Source organism: Bradyrhizobium sp. S3.12.5 (assembly GCF_040548225.1).
Taxonomy (GTDB): Bacteria; Pseudomonadota; Alphaproteobacteria; order Rhizobiales; family Xanthobacteraceae; genus Bradyrhizobium; species Bradyrhizobium cytisi.
The window spans coordinates 85,449-102,469 of sequence record NZ_JBEPRF010000010.1 but is presented as its reverse complement, the minus strand read 5'-3'; the positions used below and the strand labels follow the sequence as shown (position 1 = coordinate 102,469).

Annotated in this window: 14 protein-coding genes; 6 read left to right on the top strand and 8 right to left on the bottom strand. The window is 65.1% G+C overall.

The annotated features are described in order from the left end of the window. Positions 1-55 precede the first annotated feature (55 nt). The 3 genes from lpxA to lpxB are packed head-to-tail and all read left to right on the top strand — an operon-like array spanning position 56 to position 2,899. Positions 56-847 (top strand): acyl-ACP--UDP-N-acetylglucosamine O-acyltransferase, encoded by a 792-nt coding sequence (lpxA, locus tag ABIC09_RS16365; RefSeq protein WP_354083056.1) that lies wholly within the window; start codon positions 56-58, stop codon positions 845-847. Positions 848-866: 19 nt separating this feature from the next. After that, the gene (locus tag ABIC09_RS16360; RefSeq protein ID WP_354109895.1) at positions 867-1,724 is read left to right on the top strand and encodes an LpxI family protein; all 858 of its coding nucleotides are present in this window, start codon (positions 867-869) and stop codon (positions 1,722-1,724) included. Further along, positions 1,721-2,899 carry a lipid-A-disaccharide synthase gene (gene lpxB, locus ABIC09_RS16355; protein WP_354109894.1) on the top strand — a complete coding sequence of 393 codons (1,179 nt, stop codon included), beginning with the start codon at positions 1,721-1,723 and terminating at the stop codon, positions 2,897-2,899. Before ABIC09_RS16360 ends, lpxB begins: the two co-directional genes overlap by 4 nt. Positions 2,900-3,013: 114 nt before the next feature. Here the strand turns inward: lpxB and ABIC09_RS16350 are convergent, their stop codons facing one another. From ABIC09_RS16350 to gltX, 8 genes are all read right to left on the bottom strand, one after another. Further along, complete coding sequence (locus tag ABIC09_RS16350) at positions 3,014-3,781, bottom strand: SDR family NAD(P)-dependent oxidoreductase (RefSeq protein WP_148753694.1); 768 nt, start codon at positions 3,779-3,781, stop codon at positions 3,014-3,016. Beyond that, on the bottom strand, positions 3,778-4,893 hold the full coding sequence (locus ABIC09_RS16345) for an ABC transporter ATP-binding protein (RefSeq protein WP_354109893.1): 1,116 nt from the start codon (positions 4,891-4,893) through the stop codon (positions 3,778-3,780). Before ABIC09_RS16345 ends, ABIC09_RS16350 begins: the two co-directional genes overlap by 4 nt. A gap of 10 nt (positions 4,894-4,903) precedes the next feature. After that, positions 4,904-5,761: a carbohydrate ABC transporter permease gene (locus ABIC09_RS16340; RefSeq protein WP_354109892.1), complete on the bottom strand. Its 858-nt coding sequence runs from the start codon at positions 5,759-5,761 to the stop codon at positions 4,904-4,906. After that, on the bottom strand, positions 5,754-6,683 hold the full coding sequence (locus ABIC09_RS16335; RefSeq protein WP_354109891.1) for a carbohydrate ABC transporter permease: 930 nt from the start codon (positions 6,681-6,683) through the stop codon (positions 5,754-5,756). Before ABIC09_RS16335 ends, ABIC09_RS16340 begins: the two co-directional genes overlap by 8 nt. Next, positions 6,680-7,966, bottom strand: coding sequence for an ABC transporter substrate-binding protein (locus ABIC09_RS16330; protein ID WP_354109890.1), 1,287 nt, complete (start codon positions 7,964-7,966; stop codon positions 6,680-6,682). The genes ABIC09_RS16335 and ABIC09_RS16330 overlap by 4 nt, the downstream gene beginning before the upstream one ends. A 53-nt stretch (positions 7,967-8,019) precedes the next feature. Then, a complete protein-coding gene (locus tag ABIC09_RS16325; protein ID WP_354110006.1) occupies positions 8,020-9,198 on the bottom strand; it encodes an ROK family transcriptional regulator in 1,179 nt (392 codons plus the stop codon). Between the two features lie 280 nt (positions 9,199-9,478). Beyond that, complete coding sequence (gene gltA, locus ABIC09_RS16320; RefSeq protein ID WP_354037044.1) at positions 9,479-10,783, bottom strand: citrate synthase; 1,305 nt, start codon at positions 10,781-10,783, stop codon at positions 9,479-9,481. Positions 10,784-10,925: 142 nt separating this feature from the next. Beyond that, positions 10,926-12,353 carry a glutamate--tRNA ligase gene (gene gltX, locus ABIC09_RS16315; protein WP_354109889.1) on the bottom strand — a complete coding sequence of 476 codons (1,428 nt, stop codon included), beginning with the start codon at positions 12,351-12,353 and terminating at the stop codon, positions 10,926-10,928. 156 nt (positions 12,354-12,509) lie between these two features. Between gltX and ABIC09_RS16310 the strand changes: the two genes are divergently transcribed. From ABIC09_RS16310 to ABIC09_RS16300, 3 genes are all read left to right on the top strand, one after another. After that, entirely contained in the window at positions 12,510-14,186 is a 1,677-nt protein-coding gene (locus ABIC09_RS16310; protein WP_354109888.1) for a glutamine--tRNA ligase/YqeY domain fusion protein, read from the top strand. Positions 14,187-14,369: 183 nt separating this feature from the next. Beyond that, on the top strand, positions 14,370-14,603 hold the full coding sequence (locus ABIC09_RS16305; RefSeq protein ID WP_354109887.1) for a DUF2171 domain-containing protein: 234 nt from the start codon (positions 14,370-14,372) through the stop codon (positions 14,601-14,603). 111 nt (positions 14,604-14,714) lie between these two features. Continuing rightward, positions 14,715-17,015: a ComEC/Rec2 family competence protein gene (locus ABIC09_RS16300; RefSeq protein WP_354109886.1), complete on the top strand. Its 2,301-nt coding sequence runs from the start codon at positions 14,715-14,717 to the stop codon at positions 17,013-17,015. Positions 17,016-17,021: the final 6 nt, after the last annotated feature.

The window sequence follows — 17,021 nt, the reverse complement described above, 5'->3', positions numbered from 1 at the left end:
GTCGCGCTAACCACCGGAAAGCCGAGCAAGTTCAACACATAGTCAGACCTTCTTGATGAGTAAGATCGACCCCACCGCACGGGTGGAAGACGGCGCCGTGATCGGCGAGGGCACCGAGATCGGGCCCTTTTGCATCATCGGTCGCAACGCCCGGATCGGGGCCGATTGCAAGCTGATTGGACAGGTCACCGTCATCGGCCATACCTCGGTCGGGGACAATTGCGTGATCTCGCCGTTTGCGGTGCTCGGCGGCGCACCGCAGGACCTCAGCTACAAGGGCGAGCCGACCACGCTCGACATCGGTTCCGGTTGCATCATCCGCGAAGGCGCGACGATGAACGTCGGCACCGTCAAGGGCGGCGGGAAGACGCGCGTCGGCAACGACGGCTATTTCATGAACAACAGCCATGTCGGCCATGACTGCATGGTCGGCAACAACGCGATCTTCGCGACCTCGGCGACGCTCGGCGGTCATTGCGAGATCGGCGACGCCGTCTATATCGGCGGGCTGTCCGCGGTGCACCAGTTCACGCGCATCGGCTCCTATGTGATGGTCGGCGGCCTCTCGGGCGTGCGCGACGACATCATCCCGTACGGGCTCGCCAACGGTCAATATGCGGTGCTGGAGAGCCTCAATCTCATCGGCATGAAGCGGCGCAAGTTCACCAGACAGCGGCTTGCCACCGTGCGCGCGTTCTACCAAAAACTCTTCCATGGCCCCGGCACCTTCGCCGAGCGGCTGGAGGCGGCGCGGTCCCTTGAGAGCGAAGATCCTGCGATCGCCGAAATCCTCGGCTTCATCGGCAAGGGCAAGCGTCCGCTCTGCCTTCCCGCCATCGAGAAGTGACGCCGGGATGGCCGCGGATATGACATCGGCGGCTCTAGGCGTTTCATCACCGGTCGGCGTGGTCGCGGGCGGTGGTGCGATGCCGTTCGCGGTGGCCGAGTCGCTCGCCGCGCGCGGCATCACGCCGGTGCTGTTTCCGCTGCGAGGCGCCTGCGATCCGGTGCAGGTGGAGAAATTCCGCCACCGCTGGATCTCGGTCGGTCAGCTCGGCCGCGCCATGCGGCTGTTCCGCGAGGAGGGCTGCCGCGACCTGATCTTCATCGGCACCCTGGTGCGGCCTTCGCTCACGGAAATCCGCTTCGACGTCACGACGTTGCGGCTGCTCGGCAACGTCATCCGCGCCTTCCGCGGCGGCGACGATCATCTGTTGTCGGGTGTCGGCCGCATTCTCGAGCAAGGCGGCTTTCGCATGGTCGGCATCAAGGACGTCGCGCCCGACCTGCTGATGCCAGAGGGCTGCGTCACCCGTGCCTGGCCGGCCGACAATGCCAAGGCTGACATCGAACGCGGGCGCGCGGTGCTCACCGCGCTCGGGCCGTTCGACATCGGTCAGGCCGCCGTGGTGATCGACGGCCATGTGGTGGCGGTCGAGGACATCGAGGGCACTGATGCGCTGCTCGCGCGCGTGGCGCGGCTGCGCGAAGAGGGCCGCATCCGTGCCGCGATGGGGCGTGGCGTGCTGGTGAAGGCGCCGAAGAGCGGGCAGGATCTCCGCTTCGACCTGCCGACGATCGGCGCGCGCACGATCGAGGGCGTCGCCAAGGCCGGCCTTGCCGGTGTCGCTGTCATCGCCGGCAACACCATCGCCGCCGAGCCGCAGGCGATGATCGGGCTCGCCGACGCCAAATATCTCTTCGTCGTCGGTCTGCCCGCGTGATGCCGACCCGCGATCCCCAACGGAAGATCTTTCTGATCGCGACGGAGGAATCCGGCGACCGGCTCGGCTCGGCGCTGATGAAGGTGCTGCGCCAGCGCCTCGGCGACGGCGTGCAGTTCGAGGGCGTCGGCGGCCGCACCATGGCACGCGAGGGACTCGAGACGCTGTTTCCGATCGAGGAGCTGTCGATCGTCGGCTTTGCCGCGGTGGTGCAGCAATTGCCGAAGATCCTGGGGCTGATCCGCGAGACGGCGGATGCCGTGACCGAGTCCGCGCCCGACGCGCTGGTCATCATCGACAGTCCCGATTTCACCCATCGCGTCGCGCGCCGCGTGCGTGCGAAGAATCCGGCGATCCCCGTCATCGACTACGTCTCGCCCTCGGTCTGGGCCTGGCGGCCCGGCCGCGCGCGCGCGATGCTCGGTTATGTCGATCACGTGCTGGGTCTGCTGCCGTTCGAGCCGGAGGAGTACCGCAAGCTGAAAGGGCCGCCATGCAGCTATGTCGGCCATCCCCTGATCGAGCAATTGCCGTCGCTGCGCCCGAACCCTGACGAGCAAAAACGCCGCGACAGCGAGCCGCCGGTGCTGCTGGTGCTGCCGGGCAGCCGCCGCAGCGAGATCCGGCATCATCTCGGCCTGTTCGGCGCCGCGCTCGGGCGATTGCAGGCCGAGGGCCGCGCGTTCGAGTTGATGCTGCCGACGATGCCGCACCTCGAGGCCACCGTCCGCGCGGGCGTGGCGACCTGGCCGGTCAAGCCGCAGATCGTGGTCGGCGAAACCGAGAGGCGCGCCGCATTCCGGATCGCGCGCGCGGCGTTGGCGAAATCCGGCACCGTGACGCTGGAGCTCGCGCTCTCGGGCATTCCGATGGTGACCGCCTATCGCGTCGGCGCGATGGAGGCCTTCATCCTGCGCCGCGCGATCCAGGTCTCTTCGGTGATCCTCGCCAATCTCGTGATCGGCAAGGACGTGATCCCCGAATTTTTGCAGGAGGACTGCACGCCGGAGAAGCTCGCAGCCGCACTGGCCGATGTGCTGAGCGAGACGCCGATGCGCAAGCAACAGGTCGAAGCCTTCGCCCAGCTCGACACCATCATGTCCACCGGCAACAAATCACCGAGCGTGCTCGCCGCCGACATCGTGCTCGCGACGATGCGGAAGGGACGGCGGTAGACGACGGTCTCGTAGGGTGGGCAAAGCGCAAGCCTGCCCACCATATCTTGCCCGGTTGCGGCGAGACGGTGGGCACGCTGCGCTTTGCCCACCCTACAACACTACGATGCTGTTCTAGGCCAGGCCGCCGTCGACCCGGAAGCACTGGCAGGTGATGCGCCGGCTCGCGTCGGAGGCGAGGTAGAGCGCCATGTCGGCGATATCATCGGGCGTCACCGCATCGGGAATGGCCTGGCGCGTGCGCATCTCGGCGATCTGCCGCTCGTCCGGATACCACAGCTTCCGCTGCCGCTCGGTGATCACCATTCCAGGCGCGATCGCGTTGACGCGGATGCGGTCGGCGCCGAACCGGCGGCCCAGTGAGTTGGTGAAGCCGACGATCGCAGCCTTTGCCGCGGCGTAGACCGGGAGCGCCGGTGCGCCGCGGATCCAGGCGACCGACGACATGTTGACGATCGAGCCGCCGCCGCGCGCCTGCATCTGCGGCACCACGGCTTGCGCGGCAAAGAAGACGTGCTTGAGATTGACGCCGATCATCCAGTCGAATTCGGCCGGCGTCACGTCCGATAGCACCTGGCGCTGGTCGTTGGCGGCGTTGTTGACGAGGACCGCGGCATCGCCCAGCGATCCCTGCACCTTCGCCAGCGCCGCGCGCAGGGCGTCGATGTCGAGGAGGTCGCAGGGCACGAATAGCGGAGCGGTGCCGGACGTTTTCGCCACCTCGTGCGCCAGCGCTTCACCCGCCGGCGTGTCGATGTCGAGGAAGGCGACGCGGGAACGCTGGCTGGCGAAAGCGCGTACCAAGGCGGCGCCGATGCCGCTGGCGCCCCCGGTGATCAGCACCACGCGGTCCGCGAGGTCGGCATAGCTTGTCTTGGTCATGCGATCAGTCGCTCCGTCTCAGGGTCGAACAGGCAAATGCGGCGGGTATCGAGGGCGAAGGACGCGGTCCCGCCCGGGGCCGGGCGGATCTCCGGCGAGATGCGCGCCTGCGCGGACTCGCCACCGAGTCGCAGCAGGACAATGGTCTCCGCGCCGGTGGGCTCGACCAGCTCGACCGGCGCGGTGACGATAACAGGCGCGCCCGTGGCGCCAGAGAACACGCGATCCCCCTCGGCGATGCATTCCGGCCGGATCCCAAGCACCACCTCGCGGCCGACATAGGACGTAGCTGCGTCGTAGTCTTGCAAGTGGATACGGACCTCGTCCGGCCGGCCGGCGCCGATCACCGCCACAGGCCCGCCGGCATTAGCCTCGAGCCGTGCCGGCATCGTGTTCATCGGCGGCGAGCCCATGAAGCGGGCGACGAACAGATTGGCCGGATAGCGGTAGACCGTGTCGGGGTCGGCGAATTGCTGCACCACGCCGCGATGCATCACGGCGATGCGGGTTGCCATCGTCATCGCCTCGATCTGGTCGTGGGTGACATAGATGATGGTGGCGCCGATGCGCTGGTGCAGCCGCTTGATCTCCATCCGCATCTCGACCCGCAGCTTGGCGTCGAGATTGGAGAGCGGCTCGTCGAACAGGAAGAGCAGGGGATCGCGCACCAGCGCGCGCCCCATCGCCACGCGCTGGCGCTGGCCGCCGGACAGTTGCGACGGCTTGCGGCCGAGCAGAGGCTCGATCTGGAGCAGCTTGGCCACGTTCGCCAGCGCCTTCTCTTGCTCCGCCTTGGCGACGTGTCGGCATTCCATGCCGAAGGTGATGTTCTGGCGCACCGTCATCGACGGATAGAGCGCGTAGGACTGGAACACCATGGCGATGTCGCGGTCCTTCGGAGGCACGTCATTGACGACGCGTCCGCCGATCTCGATCGTGCCGTCGCTTGCCCGATCAAGCCCGGCGACGATGTTGAGCAGCGTGGACTTGCCGCAGCCGGACGGACCGACCAGCACGGTGAATTCACCGCTCTCGATGTCGAGGTCGATGCCCTTTAGCACCTCCAGATTGGCGTAGCGCTTCGACAGCGCTCGAATGCTTAGTGCTGCCATGACACATCCATCATTTCACGGCCCCGGCAGTGAGGCCGCGTACGAAATACCTGCCGCCGAAGAGATAGATCAGCAAAGTGGGGAGCGCCGCGATGATCACCGCGGCGCTCTGCACGCCGTGCTGCGGGATATCCGCGACCGCGGCAGACAGCGCGATGAGCGCGGCCGTCACGGGCTGCTGCTGGCCGGTCGTGAATGTCACGCCATAGAGGAACTCGTTCCAGATATGGGTGAACTGCCAGATCACTGTGACGATCAGGATGGGGGACGAGAGCGGCAGGATGATGCGCCAGAAAATACGGAAGAACCCGGCGCCATCGATGCGCGCCGCCCTGATCAGTTCATGCGGAATGGCGATATAGTAGTTTCGGCAGAACAGCACGGTGAAGGAAAGCCCCTGGATCGTGTGAATCAGCACGAGGCCCCACAGCGTGTTGATGAGCCCGATGTCCCGCAACACGATGGTCCAGGGCAGCAGGCGCATCTGCTGGGGCAGGAAGAGGCCGAGGGTGACGATGCCGTAGATCCAGTTGTCGCCGCGAAAACGCCAGAGCGATACGGCGTAACCGGCGACAGCACCGAGCAGGGTCGAGAATATCGTCGCGGGGATCGTGACGAGCGCGGAGTTCAGCATGTACGGCCGGATTCCGGCGCAGGTCTCGGCGATGCAAAAGCCGCTCCAGGCAGTGAGGTAGTTGCGCCAGGCCATGTGTTGCGGCCAGCCGATCATCGAACCCTGCGCAATCTCCTCATTGGCCCGGACCGAGTTCAGCACGACGACGACCAGCGGCGCGAGATAAGCGGCCGCGAACAATGTCACGACGAGATAGATCAAAATCCTGCTCGGCGCGAAGCTGCGGTCACGCATGGGCGGCCTGCCGTCGCTGGACATAACGCCACGCCGCATAGGGCAGCAGCACGGCGAGCAGAATGAGCAGCATGAGCACAGCCGCCGCCGCGCCACGGCCGAGCTGGCTGCGCTGGAACATCAAATCGTAGACGACAAGGGCCGGCAGCTGGGTCGCGATGCCGGGCCCGCCGTTGGTGAGCGCGCGGACGAGGTCGAAGGCCGAAATCGCAAATTGCAGCTGGACGACGACGACGGTGATGGTGATCGGCCAGAGCGTCGGCAGAATGACGCGCCAATAGGTTCGGATCGGTCCAGCGCCGTCGATCTGCGCAGCCCTGATAATGTCGGTGTCGACGGAGCGAAGGCCGGCCAGGAACAGCGCCATGGCGAAGCCCGAGGATTGCCAGATCGCAGCGATGACGATGGTCCAGATCGCCATGTCGCGATTGACCAGCCAGTCGAAGTGGAAGGAGCTCCAGCCGAGATCATGGACGAGCTTCTCGATCCCGATACCGGGATTGAGCAGCCAGCTCCAGACCGTGCCGGTGACGACGAACGATACCGCCAAGGGGTACAGGAAGATGGTGCGCAGCACGTTCTCGCCGCGAATGCGCTGATCGAGCAGGATCGCCAGCACGAGACCGGTGATCAAGCTCAGCAGCACGAACGCGATGCCGAACAGCAGCAGATTGTCGAAGGCGATTTGCCAGTTCCGCGACGCCAGGACCGAATTGTAGTTGCGCAGACCCACCCAGCCCGTGACCGGAACAAGGGTGGATGGCGTGAACGAAATCCAGATTGTCCAGATCGAAAACGAAATGAGGTGCGCTGCGGACAACAGCAGCGGCACCCAGATCATCAGATATTCGGGCAGCCGGCGCACCATGTCAGAGGTCGCCGGCCGGCCCGGTCGCGTTGCTGTGGAGACGGCGTCGGTCAACGCGAGCCCTCGACGGCCTCGGCGAGGCGGGTGACGGCCTGATCCGGCGTGATCGTCTTGTTCTTCGCGTATTCGGTGAACACGTCGATCATCGCAGCGGTCAGGCCATTTTCCTGCGCCATGTTGTGCGCAAGGCTCAGGACGGCCTGATTGCTCGCGACAGCGTCCTTGAGTGCGGCTGCGGTTCGCCGTTGACCATCCGACCAGCCCTCACCGGACAGATCGACATCGGTGCGCACGGGGATCGATCCCGTGATTTGCGAATACATGGTCTGGATCGCCGGGTCCATGACGAGTTGGGCCATCAACATCTGGCCGGCTTGCAGATCGGGCTCCTTGCGCTGCCAGAAGATGAAGGCATCGGCATTCAGCAAGAATACCGGCTTGCCATTGTCGCTGGGGCCTGGCGCGATGACGAAGTCGTCGAGCTTGAAACCGGCGTTCCGCAGCACGCCCTGCGCCCAGCCGCCCATGATCAACATGCCCATGTCGCCATCGACGAAGCGCTTCAAATTGATGGCATAGGGTTGGGCGCCGACATTGGGGTCCATCCAGTTGGTGATCTTGCGCATCTGTGCGAAGGCAGCCTTGATCTCGGGACCCTCCAGGGCCTTCTTGTCGAGATTCATGGCGGCTGCGCGATATGCAGCGGGACTGATGCCGGCGAGCGAGGCCTCGAATTTTTGCCCATCGTCGGCGCGGGTGCCACCGTTGGCGACGGGAAAGGTGACCCCGGCGGTTTTCATCTTCTCGGCAAGATCGTTGAAGTCAGCCCAGGTCACGGGGGGCTTGTCGGCCTTGGCTTTGTCCATCGCGCGCTTGGAGAGAAACAGCATGTTGGTGCTGTAGATCTGCAAGGGCAGGGCAATCCACTTGCCTCCCGGCTTGTGCAATTTTGCAAGGTCCGGCGCGACGACCTTTTCGTAGCCGGCGGCAGCGACAACGGCGTCAAGATCGACGGTCGGCGCAATCTTCGACCAGGCGGCAATCTCGGGGCCCTTGAGCTGCGAGCAGGCCGGCGGATCGCCGGCGATGATCTGGGCGCGCAGCTTGTTCATCATCTCGGTGGTGAAGCCGGGGACTGGCGAGTGCTGCCAAATGCCGCCCTTCTCCTCGAATTTCTTGCCGAGCGCGGTGATCGCCGCTCCGTCGCTGCCTGCGGACCATTGCGAGATCGCGGTGAGGCGCGGCTTGACTGCGCCTTGCGCGCGAGCAAAGGCCGGCAGTGCGAGCGCGGCAGCAGATCCAGCGAGCAGACGGCGCCTTGTTGTTGTGGTCGGCATGGCAAGTTCCTCCCGGGTGTGAACTCTTTTGCGCGAGAGCCGCGCAGGCTATGTCAGGCGGCCTCCGTCGATGCGGCCGGCATGCCGCCGCTTCTGGTCAGGCAGAGCGCGGCGAAGGCAAGTGCTGCCTGCGGATCGTTGCCCATCGAGGGCGGCACGAAGGCGAGCGACACCTGCGCCAGTTTCCGGCCGCCGAGCAGGCAGGAGTCGATCCCGTCGATGACGGCCTTTCGATCGTCTTCAGTGAGCAGCGACGGCCAGCCGCTGACGACAACGCCGCGGCATGGCTTGACGTTCAATGTGTTGCCGATGGCGAGGCCAAGCCTGAACAGGCGCTGGCGCAATTCCTGGCGCACCCGCGATGTGAGGGGGATCGTGGTCACCCATTCACTGCCGAGTCGGAGCAATTCTGCTTCGGTGACGCGCAGAAGGTCGGCCAGCGCCGGCAGCGACGTATAGGCTTCGACGCAACCGTGATGTCCGCAGCGGCAACGCGGGCCGTCGGTTCCGAACACCATGTGGCCGAGCTCGACCGGGTCGAGCGCGTCGTTCTCGATCGGATCATCCAGCCAGGCGCCCGCGACGCCCTGGCCGACGAAGACGAACAGATGCGCATCGCTGAACGGATAGTTCTCGGTGCGGCAGCGGTGAAATGTGGCGTGCGCCACCACCGAATTGGTGAAGGTGACCGGCACGCCCGCGAACAATTCGCCGAACATGTCCCCGATACCTCCGACGTCGCACGGAATGATCGGATTGCCTGATACACTCAGGCGGCCGAGGCCGGGAACGGTCACGCCGACCTGTGCGAGCCTGATGCGGCGCCGGCGCGTCCAGTCGCGCAGCAATGCCAGTGCTTCGCGAAACACCCGGCCGACGGATTCAACGGTCGGCTTCTTCGGCAGCGGCACACGCTCGGTGTAATGCAGTTCCCCCGACAGGCCGCCAACGCCGACGCTGAGCCATTGGCCGGTCAGCTCAAGGGCGGCAAGCGCCACCGTGCGGTCGAGCGACACCAGACCCGTCGGGCCGCCGACATAAGGGGCGGGGCGCCGCACTTCCTCGATCAGGCCTTCGGCTTTCAAGTCGAACAGGATACGCGACAGGCTTGCTTCGGACAGGCGCACGGCGCGCGCCAGGGGCGGCCGGAACGAGCCGCCGGACTGGAGCAAATGAGTCAAAATGGCAGCACGCGTCTGCCGCCGACTTCTCGGCTGCTCCGGCATTTCCATCCCTGTCGTCATTCTTACTTAGAGTAAGAATGCGCGCGGAGCATTTCGACTGTCAAGCGTTCGCCGGCGCGATGCGACGACTTGTTGTTGTGCGCGGCAGCAAGATTGGGGCGGCCCACGAGTTTCGTAGGGTGGGCAAAGCGCAGCGTGCCCACTATTTTTGTCGCGTTCGCAGAGTTGCGGTGGGTACGCTGCGCTTGCCCACCCTACAAGGTGATCGCAAAAACAAAAACGGCGCCATCCGGAGATGGCGCCGCATTGATAGCCCTCAGGCTGAGACTTACTTGCGATCCTTGATCGCGACGTAGTCGCGGCGGGTGACGCCGGTGTAGAGCTGGCGCGGACGGCCGATCTTCTGCTGCGGATCCTCGATCATCTCGCTCCACTGGCTGATCCAGCCGACGGTGCGGGCGACCGCGAACAGCACGGTGAACATCGAGACCGGGAAGCCCATCGCCTTCAGCGTGATGCCCGAATAGAAGTCGACGTTCGGATACAGCTTGCGGTCGATGAAGTACTGGTCGCTGAGCGCAATCTTCTCGAGCTCGAGCGCCACCTTCAGCATCGGATCGTCGCCATGGCCGGTCTCCTTGAGAACGGCGTGACACATCTTCTGCATGATCTTGGCGCGCGGATCGTAGTTCTTGTAGACGCGGTGACCGAAGCCCATCAGGCGGACTTCGGAGTTCTTGTCCTTCACCTTGGCGATGAACTCGGGGATCTTGTCCACGGAGCCGATCTCGGCAAGCATCGCGAGCGCAGCTTCGTTTGCGCCGCCATGCGCCGGGCCCCAGAGGCAGGCGATGCCGGCGGCGATGCAGGCGAACGGGTTGGCGCCGGAGGAGCCGGCGATACGCACCGTCGAGGTCGAGGCGTTCTGCTCGTGGTCGGCGTGCAGGATGAAGATCTTGTCCAGCGCGTCAGCGAGCACCGGGTTGATCTTGTACTCCTCGCACGGCACGGCGAAGCACATGTTGAGGAAGTTCTCGGCGAAGGAGAGCGAGTTCTTGGGGTACACGAAGGGCTGGCCGACCGTGTATTTGTAGGCCATCGCCGCCAGCGTCGGAATCTTCGCGATCATGCGCATGGAAGCGATCATGCGCTGCTTCGGGTCGTTGATGTCGGTGCTATCGTGGTAGAACGCGGCGAGCGCACCGACGGAGGCGACCATCACGGCCATCGGATGGGCGTCGCGGCGGAAGCCCTGGAAGAAGCGGGCCATCTGCTCGTGCACCATCGTGTGATGGATCACGCGGTGGTCGAAATCCTTCTTCTGCGCGGCGGTCGGCAGATCGCCAAAGAGCAGCAGGTAGCAGGTCTCGAGGAAGTCGCCGTTCTCGGCGAGCTGCTCGATTGGGTAGCCGCGGTATTCCAGCACGCCCGCATCACCGTCGATATAGGTGATCTTGGACTGGCAGCTCGCAGTGGAGGTGAAGCCGGGATCGTAGGTGAACAGTCCGGACTGGCCGTACAGCTTGCCGATATCGATGACATCAGGTCCGACGCTGCCGCTGTGGATCGGAAGATCGTAGTTCTTGTTTCCGACCGTCAGCGTGGCGGTCTTATTGCTCGAGTTTGCGTCCATCAGAGGTCCCCGATGTAAGGTGAAACGGGCCGGACCCGGAAGGCCCCGATGACATGGGTGGGGCAGGCCGGATGTTCCAGAATGTACGGGGAGATGGGTATATTATTGCTGTGTGCACTGCAAGATCATGGCAGCTATGGACTTACGTCGTAGACTGATCCTTAAGCCGGCCCAGACTTTCCTGGCGTCCCAGCACGTCCAAAACCTCAAAGATCCCAGGCGACGTGGTGCGCCCGGTCAGCGCGGCCCGCAACGGCTGGGCGACTGCGCCGAGCTTGAGACTATTTTCCTCGGCAAAAGCACGCAGTGCGGCCTCCGTGGTGGCGCCGCTCCAGGTCGCGACATTCTCCAGCGCGGAATGCAGCTGACCGATCAGCTTGCGGTTCTCAGGCGTCAGCAGGGCCGCCGCCTTGGGATCGAGCTGCAGAGGCCGGTCGGCGAAGATGAAATAGGCGCCGTCGATCAGCTCGATCAGCGTCTTGGCGCGCTCCTTCAGGGCCGGCATCGCCTTGAGCAGCTGGGCGCGCGTGGTGTCGTTCAGCTTGGCCTTAATCTCGTCGCGGGCGGGCACCAAATGGTCGAGCACGTCCTCGAACATCTTCACGAGCGATTGATCGTCGGCGTGGCGGATGTAATGGCCGTTGAGGTTTTCCAGCTTGGCGAAATCGAAGCGGGCGGCGGCGCGGCCGACATTGGCGAGGTCGAAGGCTGCGATCATCTCCTCGGTCGAGAAGATCTCCTGGTCGCCATGGCTCCAGCCGAGGCGGACGAGGTAGTTGCGGAGCGCGGCCGGGAGGTAGCCCATGGCGCGGTAGGCATCGACGCCGAGCGCACCGTGCCGCTTGGACAGCTTTGAGCCGTCCGGACCGTGGATCAGGGGGATGTGGGACATGCTCGGCAGCGCCCAGTCCATCGCGTCGTAGATCTGCTTCTGGCGCGCGGCGTTGATCAGATGGTCGTCGCCGCGAATGACGTGGGTGACGCCCATGTCGTGGTCGTCCACGACCACTGCGAGCATGTAGGTCGGGTTGCCATCGCCGCGCAGCAGGACGAGATCGTCGAGGTTCTCGTTCTGCCAGACCACGCGGCCCTGGACTTGGTCCTCGATCACGGTCTCGCCGGTCTGCGGCGCGCGCAGGCGGATGGTCGGTTTCACGTCGGACGGGGCGGTCGCCGGGTCGCGGTCGCGCCATAGGCCGTCATAGAGACGGGTGCGGCCCTCGCTGCGCGCCTTCTCGCGCATGGCGGTGAGCTCCTCGGCGGTGGCGTAGCAGCGGTAGGCCTTGCCATCGGCCAGCAACTGCTCGGCGACCTCGCGGTGACGGGCGGCGCGGCTGAACTGGTAGATGACGTCGCCATCCCAGCCGAGCTCCAGCCATTTCAGCCCGTCCAGAATCGCGCCAATCGCAGCCTCGGTAGAGCGCTCCCGGTCGGTGTCCTCGATCCGGAGCAGCATCTTGCCGCCGTGCTTCTTCGCATAGAGCCAGTTGAACAGCGCCGTGCGGGCGCCCCCGATATGGAGGAAGCCGGTCGGGGAGGGAGCGAAGCGGGTGACAACGGAATTGGTCATTCGTGGCAGGGCCTATGCATGGGAGGCGGTGGTATATAACAGGACCGGAGCATAACTAAAGCCCGGCAGCGGACCGCTTAAGGCCTTGCTTAAACCCTTGGCTCAGCCAAGCAAATTTGGCAGAAGGACCGCTGATTTCCCTACAGGATTTTCGTAATGACAGAACTGGTGGCGACTGAGGTTGGGCGCGATTTCATTCGTGACATCATCCAGGCCGACCTCGATCAGGCCAAGTACAAGGAGATCGTGACCCGGTTCCCGCCGGAGCCGAACGGCTACCTGCATATCGGCCACGCCAAGTCGATCGCCCTCAATTTCGGTATCGCCCAGGAATTTCCGGGCCGCTGCCATCTGCGCTTCGACGACACCAATCCGGTCAAGGAAGAGCAGGAATATATCGACTCCATCCAGGCCGACGTGCGCTGGCTCGGCTTCGACTGGGGCAAGAACCTGTTTTTCGCCTCGGACTATTTCGACCGCCTGTACGAATGGGCGGAGAAGCTGATCCGCGATGGCTTGGCCTATGTTGACGATCAGACCCAGGAGCAGATCCGCACTTCGCGCGGCACGTTGACCGAGCCGGGCAAGAACTCGCCGTTCCGTGACCGCAGCGTCGACGAAAATCTCGACCTGTTCCGCCGCATGAAGGCCGGCGAATTCCCCAACGGCGCGCGCGTGCTGCGGGCCAAGATCGACATGTCCTCGGGCAACATCAATCTGCGTGATCCGGTGCTGTATCGGATCCTGCATGCGCATCATCCGCGCACCGGGACCAAGTGGAGCATCTATCCGAGCTACGATTATGCCCACGGCCAGTCGGACGCCATCGAGGGTATCACCCATTCGATCTGCACGCTGGAGTTCGAGGACCACCGGCCACTTTACGATTGGTTCATCGAGAAGCTGCCGGTGCCGTCCAAGCCGCACCAGTACGAAATGGCGCGGCTCAATTTGACCTACACGCTGCTGTCCAAGCGTGTGCTGACCCAGCTCGTCCGCGACGGTCATGTCGCCGGCTGGGACGATCCGCGCATGCCGACCATGGCGGGGATGCGCCGCCGCGGCGTGCCGCCGGCGGCTTTGCGCGAATTCGTCAAGCGCATCGGCGTGGCCAAGGCCAACAGCGTTGTCGATGTCGGCATGCTCGAGTTCTGCATTCGTGAGGAACTGAATCGCACGTCGCAGCGGCGCATGGGCGTGCTGCGGCCGCTCAAGGTGGTGATCGAGAACTATCCGGAAGGGCAGACCGAGGAGCTCGAGGCGATCAACCACCCCGACGACGCTAGCGCGGGCACGCGCAAGATCACGTTCGGCCGCGAGCTCTATATTGAGCAGGACGACTTCATGGAGAATCCGCCCAAGAAATTCTTCCGCCTGTCGCCGGGCAACGAGGTGCGGCTTCGCTACGCCTATTTCGTCAAGTGCACCGGCGTGATCAAGAACGACGCCGGCGAAGTGGTGGAGCTGCGCTGCACCTACGATCCCGCGACCAAGGGCGGCAACGCGCCCGATGGCCGCAAGGTCAAGGCGACCATGCACTGGCTGCCGGCGGCGAGTTCGGTGCCGGCGGAGATTCGCATCTACAACCAGCTGTTCGCCAATCCGAGCCCGGACGCCTCGAATTTCGCGGCCGACCTCAATCCGCAGTCGCTGGAGATCCTCGCTGATGCCCGGATCGAGGCATCGGTTGCGGAGAGCAATTCGAGCGAGCCGATGCAGTTCGAACGCCAGGGCTATTTCGTGCGCGACAAGGACTCGACGCCAGGCAAGCCGGTGTTTTCGCGCACCATCGGCCTGCGTGACACGTTCGCAAAGGAAGTCGCCAAAGGCTGACGGGGGTAGGGCATATGAGCGAAGCCGACGCCATCGTTTCCGCCATCATCGCGAAATGGTGCGCCGGCTTCATGCCTCGTCACGCGCGCCGTTGATCTGACGGGGCACACGGCATCGTCATTCCGGCGAGGCAACGAACGCGTCCCCTGCGCGTTGTGTGGGTCCCCAATTGAGGATCCCGCCATGCAGAACATCGCAGAGCATATGGAAGTCATCGGTGCCGACGGCGTCCATGTCGGCACCGTCGACAAGGTCGAGGGCAACCGCATCAAGCTGACCAAGAAGGACAGCGGCGAGGGCAGCCACAAGGGTCATCATCATTTCATCGACAGGGGGCTCGTCGCCGGTGTCGAGGGCAACAAGGTCCGGCTGTCGGCCAAGGCGGATGTCGCCGTGACGATGGAAGAGGAAAAGTAGGGCTGCGGCCCCTTCGTTCCTGATCCGTACCGCTATTCGCACCGCTGCACGTTCCGGTAGCCTCTGCGCCAGTCGCGTATCGCAGGGTTGCTAAGGCAGGGTTGCTAGGGAATGGCGGAGCCGGGTCGGCCGCAACGGGTCTCGCAGGGTATCGCCGGCGCGCCGATTGCGGGGACTTGGCCGACGACCGGCCGGACCGCGTCCGCCGGCGGCTTTGTGCCGGCGGGCTTTGACGTTTGGCCCGCGATCGTCGGGCGGCTTCGCGAATGGGCCAAGGCCGAAGCCGGCGCCGGGCGACTGTTTCCCTGGGTGCCGATCGCCTTCGGCTGCGGCATCGCGCTCTACTTCGCGGCCGATCATGAGCCGGTGCTGTGGGTCGTTGCCCCGACGACGGTGGCGCTGGCGCTCGGGGCGGTGTTGTTGCGCCGGAGCCGGTGGTTTGCGCCGGCGATCATGATCGCGGCGGTCGCGGCCGGCTTTGCCATGGCAACCTGGAAGACGGCGCGCATCGCCCACACGGTGCTCGCAAGGCCGCTTTATTCGGTGTCGCTGTCGGGCTTCGTCGAGACCCGCGACATCCGCGAACGCACCGACCGTTTCGTGCTGCGCGTCACCGCGATGGAGGCGCAGCGCAGCGACGTGAAGCTGGAGCGCGTCCGCCTCTCCGTGCGCAAGGGGACGGCGCCCGATGTCGGCAGCTTCGTGCAGCTGAAGGCGCGGCTGATGCCGCCGCTCGCGCCGTTGCGGCCGGGCAGCTACGATTTCTCGCGCGACATGTTCTTCCAGGGCATCGGCGCCTCCGGCTTCGTGATGGGAGCGATCACGGCCGTGGCGCCGCCCGATGCCGGCGGCCTGCAACTGCGCTATGCGGCGGTGATGCAGGGCCTGCGCGATGCGATCGACGCGCGCATCCGCGCCACGCTCGACGGCGACAACCGCGCGATCGCGACTGCGCTTTTGACCGGCCGCCGCGATGCCATCACCACGCCCGTCAACGATGCGATGTTCATCTCCGGCCTCGGCCATGTTCTGTCGATCTCCGGGTACCATATGGCTGTCGTCGCCGGCGTCGTCTTCTTCGCGGTTCGCGCGCTGCTGGCGCTGATCCCCGGGCTGGCGGTCGGCTTCGCAATCAAGAAATGGTCGGCCGCCGCGGCGCTGGTCGCGTCCGCGTTCTATCTGCTGCTCTCGGGCGCGGAGGTTGCGACCCAAAGGTCGTTCTTCATGACCGCGGTGGTGCTGATCGCTGTCATGGTTGACCGCCGCGCCATCACCTTTCGCACGCTGGCGGTGGCAGCGCTGATCGTGCTTGCGGTCGCGCCTGAGGCGCTGGTGCATCCCAGCTTCCAGATGTCCTTTGCGGCAACGCTCGGCCTGGTGGCGCTGGTGCAGATCGGCATGCCGAACCTGTTTGCCTCGCCCGATCACTCGACAACCGCGCGCATCGCGCTGTGGGGCGGCCGCGAGATTGCGATGCTATTCATGGCCTCGATGATCGCGGGGTTTGCGACCACGCCCTATGCCGCCTTCCATTTCCATCGCGTCACGCCCTATGGCGTGCTTGCCAATCTCGGCGCGATGCCGGTGGTCTCGGCGCTGGTGATGCCGGCTGGGCTGTTGGGATTGCTCGCGGCACCGTTCGGGCTCGACGGGGTGTTCTGGTGGTTGATGGGGATCGGTATCGACTGGATGGTGGCGGTCTCGCGATGGGTCGCGGCGCTGCCCGGCGCGATCGGCCACGTCAGTGCCTTCGGCACTGCGCCGCTGATCGCGGCGAGCCTCGGCCTCGTCCTGATGGGACTGCTACGCACGCCGCTGCGCTGGTCGGGCGCGTTCGTGCTCGTGGCGGCAATCGTCTGGGGTCTGTCGGTCCGGCAACCCGACATCCTTATCGCCGGTGACGGCCAGAGCGTTGCCGTGCGGGGCAGGGACGGGCAGCTGCACCTGATCAGGGCGAGCAAGGACAGCTTTCTGCTCAAGGAGTGGCTCGCGGCCGATGCCGACTCTCGCGATCCCGGCAGCGTCGCGCTTGCCGATGGTGTGTCGTGCGACGAGTCAGGCTGCGTGACGCCGCTCGCCGACGGACGCATCGTTGCGCTGGCGTTGCGCATTGACGCGCTGGGAGACGATTGCAGCCGCGCGGCACTGGTGGTGACGGCAAGGTCCGCGCCGCCGGATTGTGGTGCGATGGTGGTCGATCGGCCACGTCTCGTGCGTCAGGGCGCGCTGGCGCTGACGCCGCGTGGCGACGGCTTTGCGATTCAGGCGGTAAAGGCGAGGGGCGCAAACCGCCCCTGGTCGCCGGCGGCGGCCGGCGATGGAGATTTCGAACAGACCCTCATGCCGCGGTCGGCAGCTCCGCGCTCCAAAGACGCAACGCCGTCTGACGCCGACCTGCAGGCCGATGACTGAGATCGA

What these genes read in the sequence shown, in the direction of transcription:
- lpxA (WP_354083056.1), top strand. Translation starts at nt 56, where the DNA reads ATGAGTAAGATCGACCCCACCGCACGGGTGGAAGACGGCGCCGTGATC.
- ABIC09_RS16360 (WP_354109895.1), top strand. Translation starts at nt 867, where the DNA reads ATGACATCGGCGGCTCTAGGCGTTTCATCACCGGTCGGCGTGGTCGCG.
- ABIC09_RS16350 (WP_148753694.1), bottom strand. Translation starts at nt 3,781, where the DNA reads ATGACCAAGACAAGCTATGCCGACCTCGCGGACCGCGTGGTGCTGATC.
- ABIC09_RS16345 (WP_354109893.1), bottom strand. Translation starts at nt 4,893, where the DNA reads ATGGCAGCACTAAGCATTCGAGCGCTGTCGAAGCGCTACGCCAATCTG.
- ABIC09_RS16340 (WP_354109892.1), bottom strand. Translation starts at nt 5,761, where the DNA reads ATGCGTGACCGCAGCTTCGCGCCGAGCAGGATTTTGATCTATCTCGTC.
- ABIC09_RS16330 (WP_354109890.1), bottom strand. Translation starts at nt 7,966, where the DNA reads ATGCCGACCACAACAACAAGGCGCCGTCTGCTCGCTGGATCTGCTGCC.
- ABIC09_RS16325 (WP_354110006.1), bottom strand. Translation starts at nt 9,198, where the DNA reads ATGGAAATGCCGGAGCAGCCGAGAAGTCGGCGGCAGACGCGTGCTGCC.
- gltA (WP_354037044.1), bottom strand. Translation starts at nt 10,783, where the DNA reads ATGGACGCAAACTCGAGCAATAAGACCGCCACGCTGACGGTCGGAAAC.
- gltX (WP_354109889.1), bottom strand. Translation starts at nt 12,353, where the DNA reads ATGACCAATTCCGTTGTCACCCGCTTCGCTCCCTCCCCGACCGGCTTC.
- ABIC09_RS16310 (WP_354109888.1), top strand. Translation starts at nt 12,510, where the DNA reads ATGACAGAACTGGTGGCGACTGAGGTTGGGCGCGATTTCATTCGTGAC.
- ABIC09_RS16305 (WP_354109887.1), top strand. Translation starts at nt 14,370, where the DNA reads ATGCAGAACATCGCAGAGCATATGGAAGTCATCGGTGCCGACGGCGTC.
- ABIC09_RS16300 (WP_354109886.1), top strand. Translation starts at nt 14,715, where the DNA reads ATGGCGGAGCCGGGTCGGCCGCAACGGGTCTCGCAGGGTATCGCCGGC.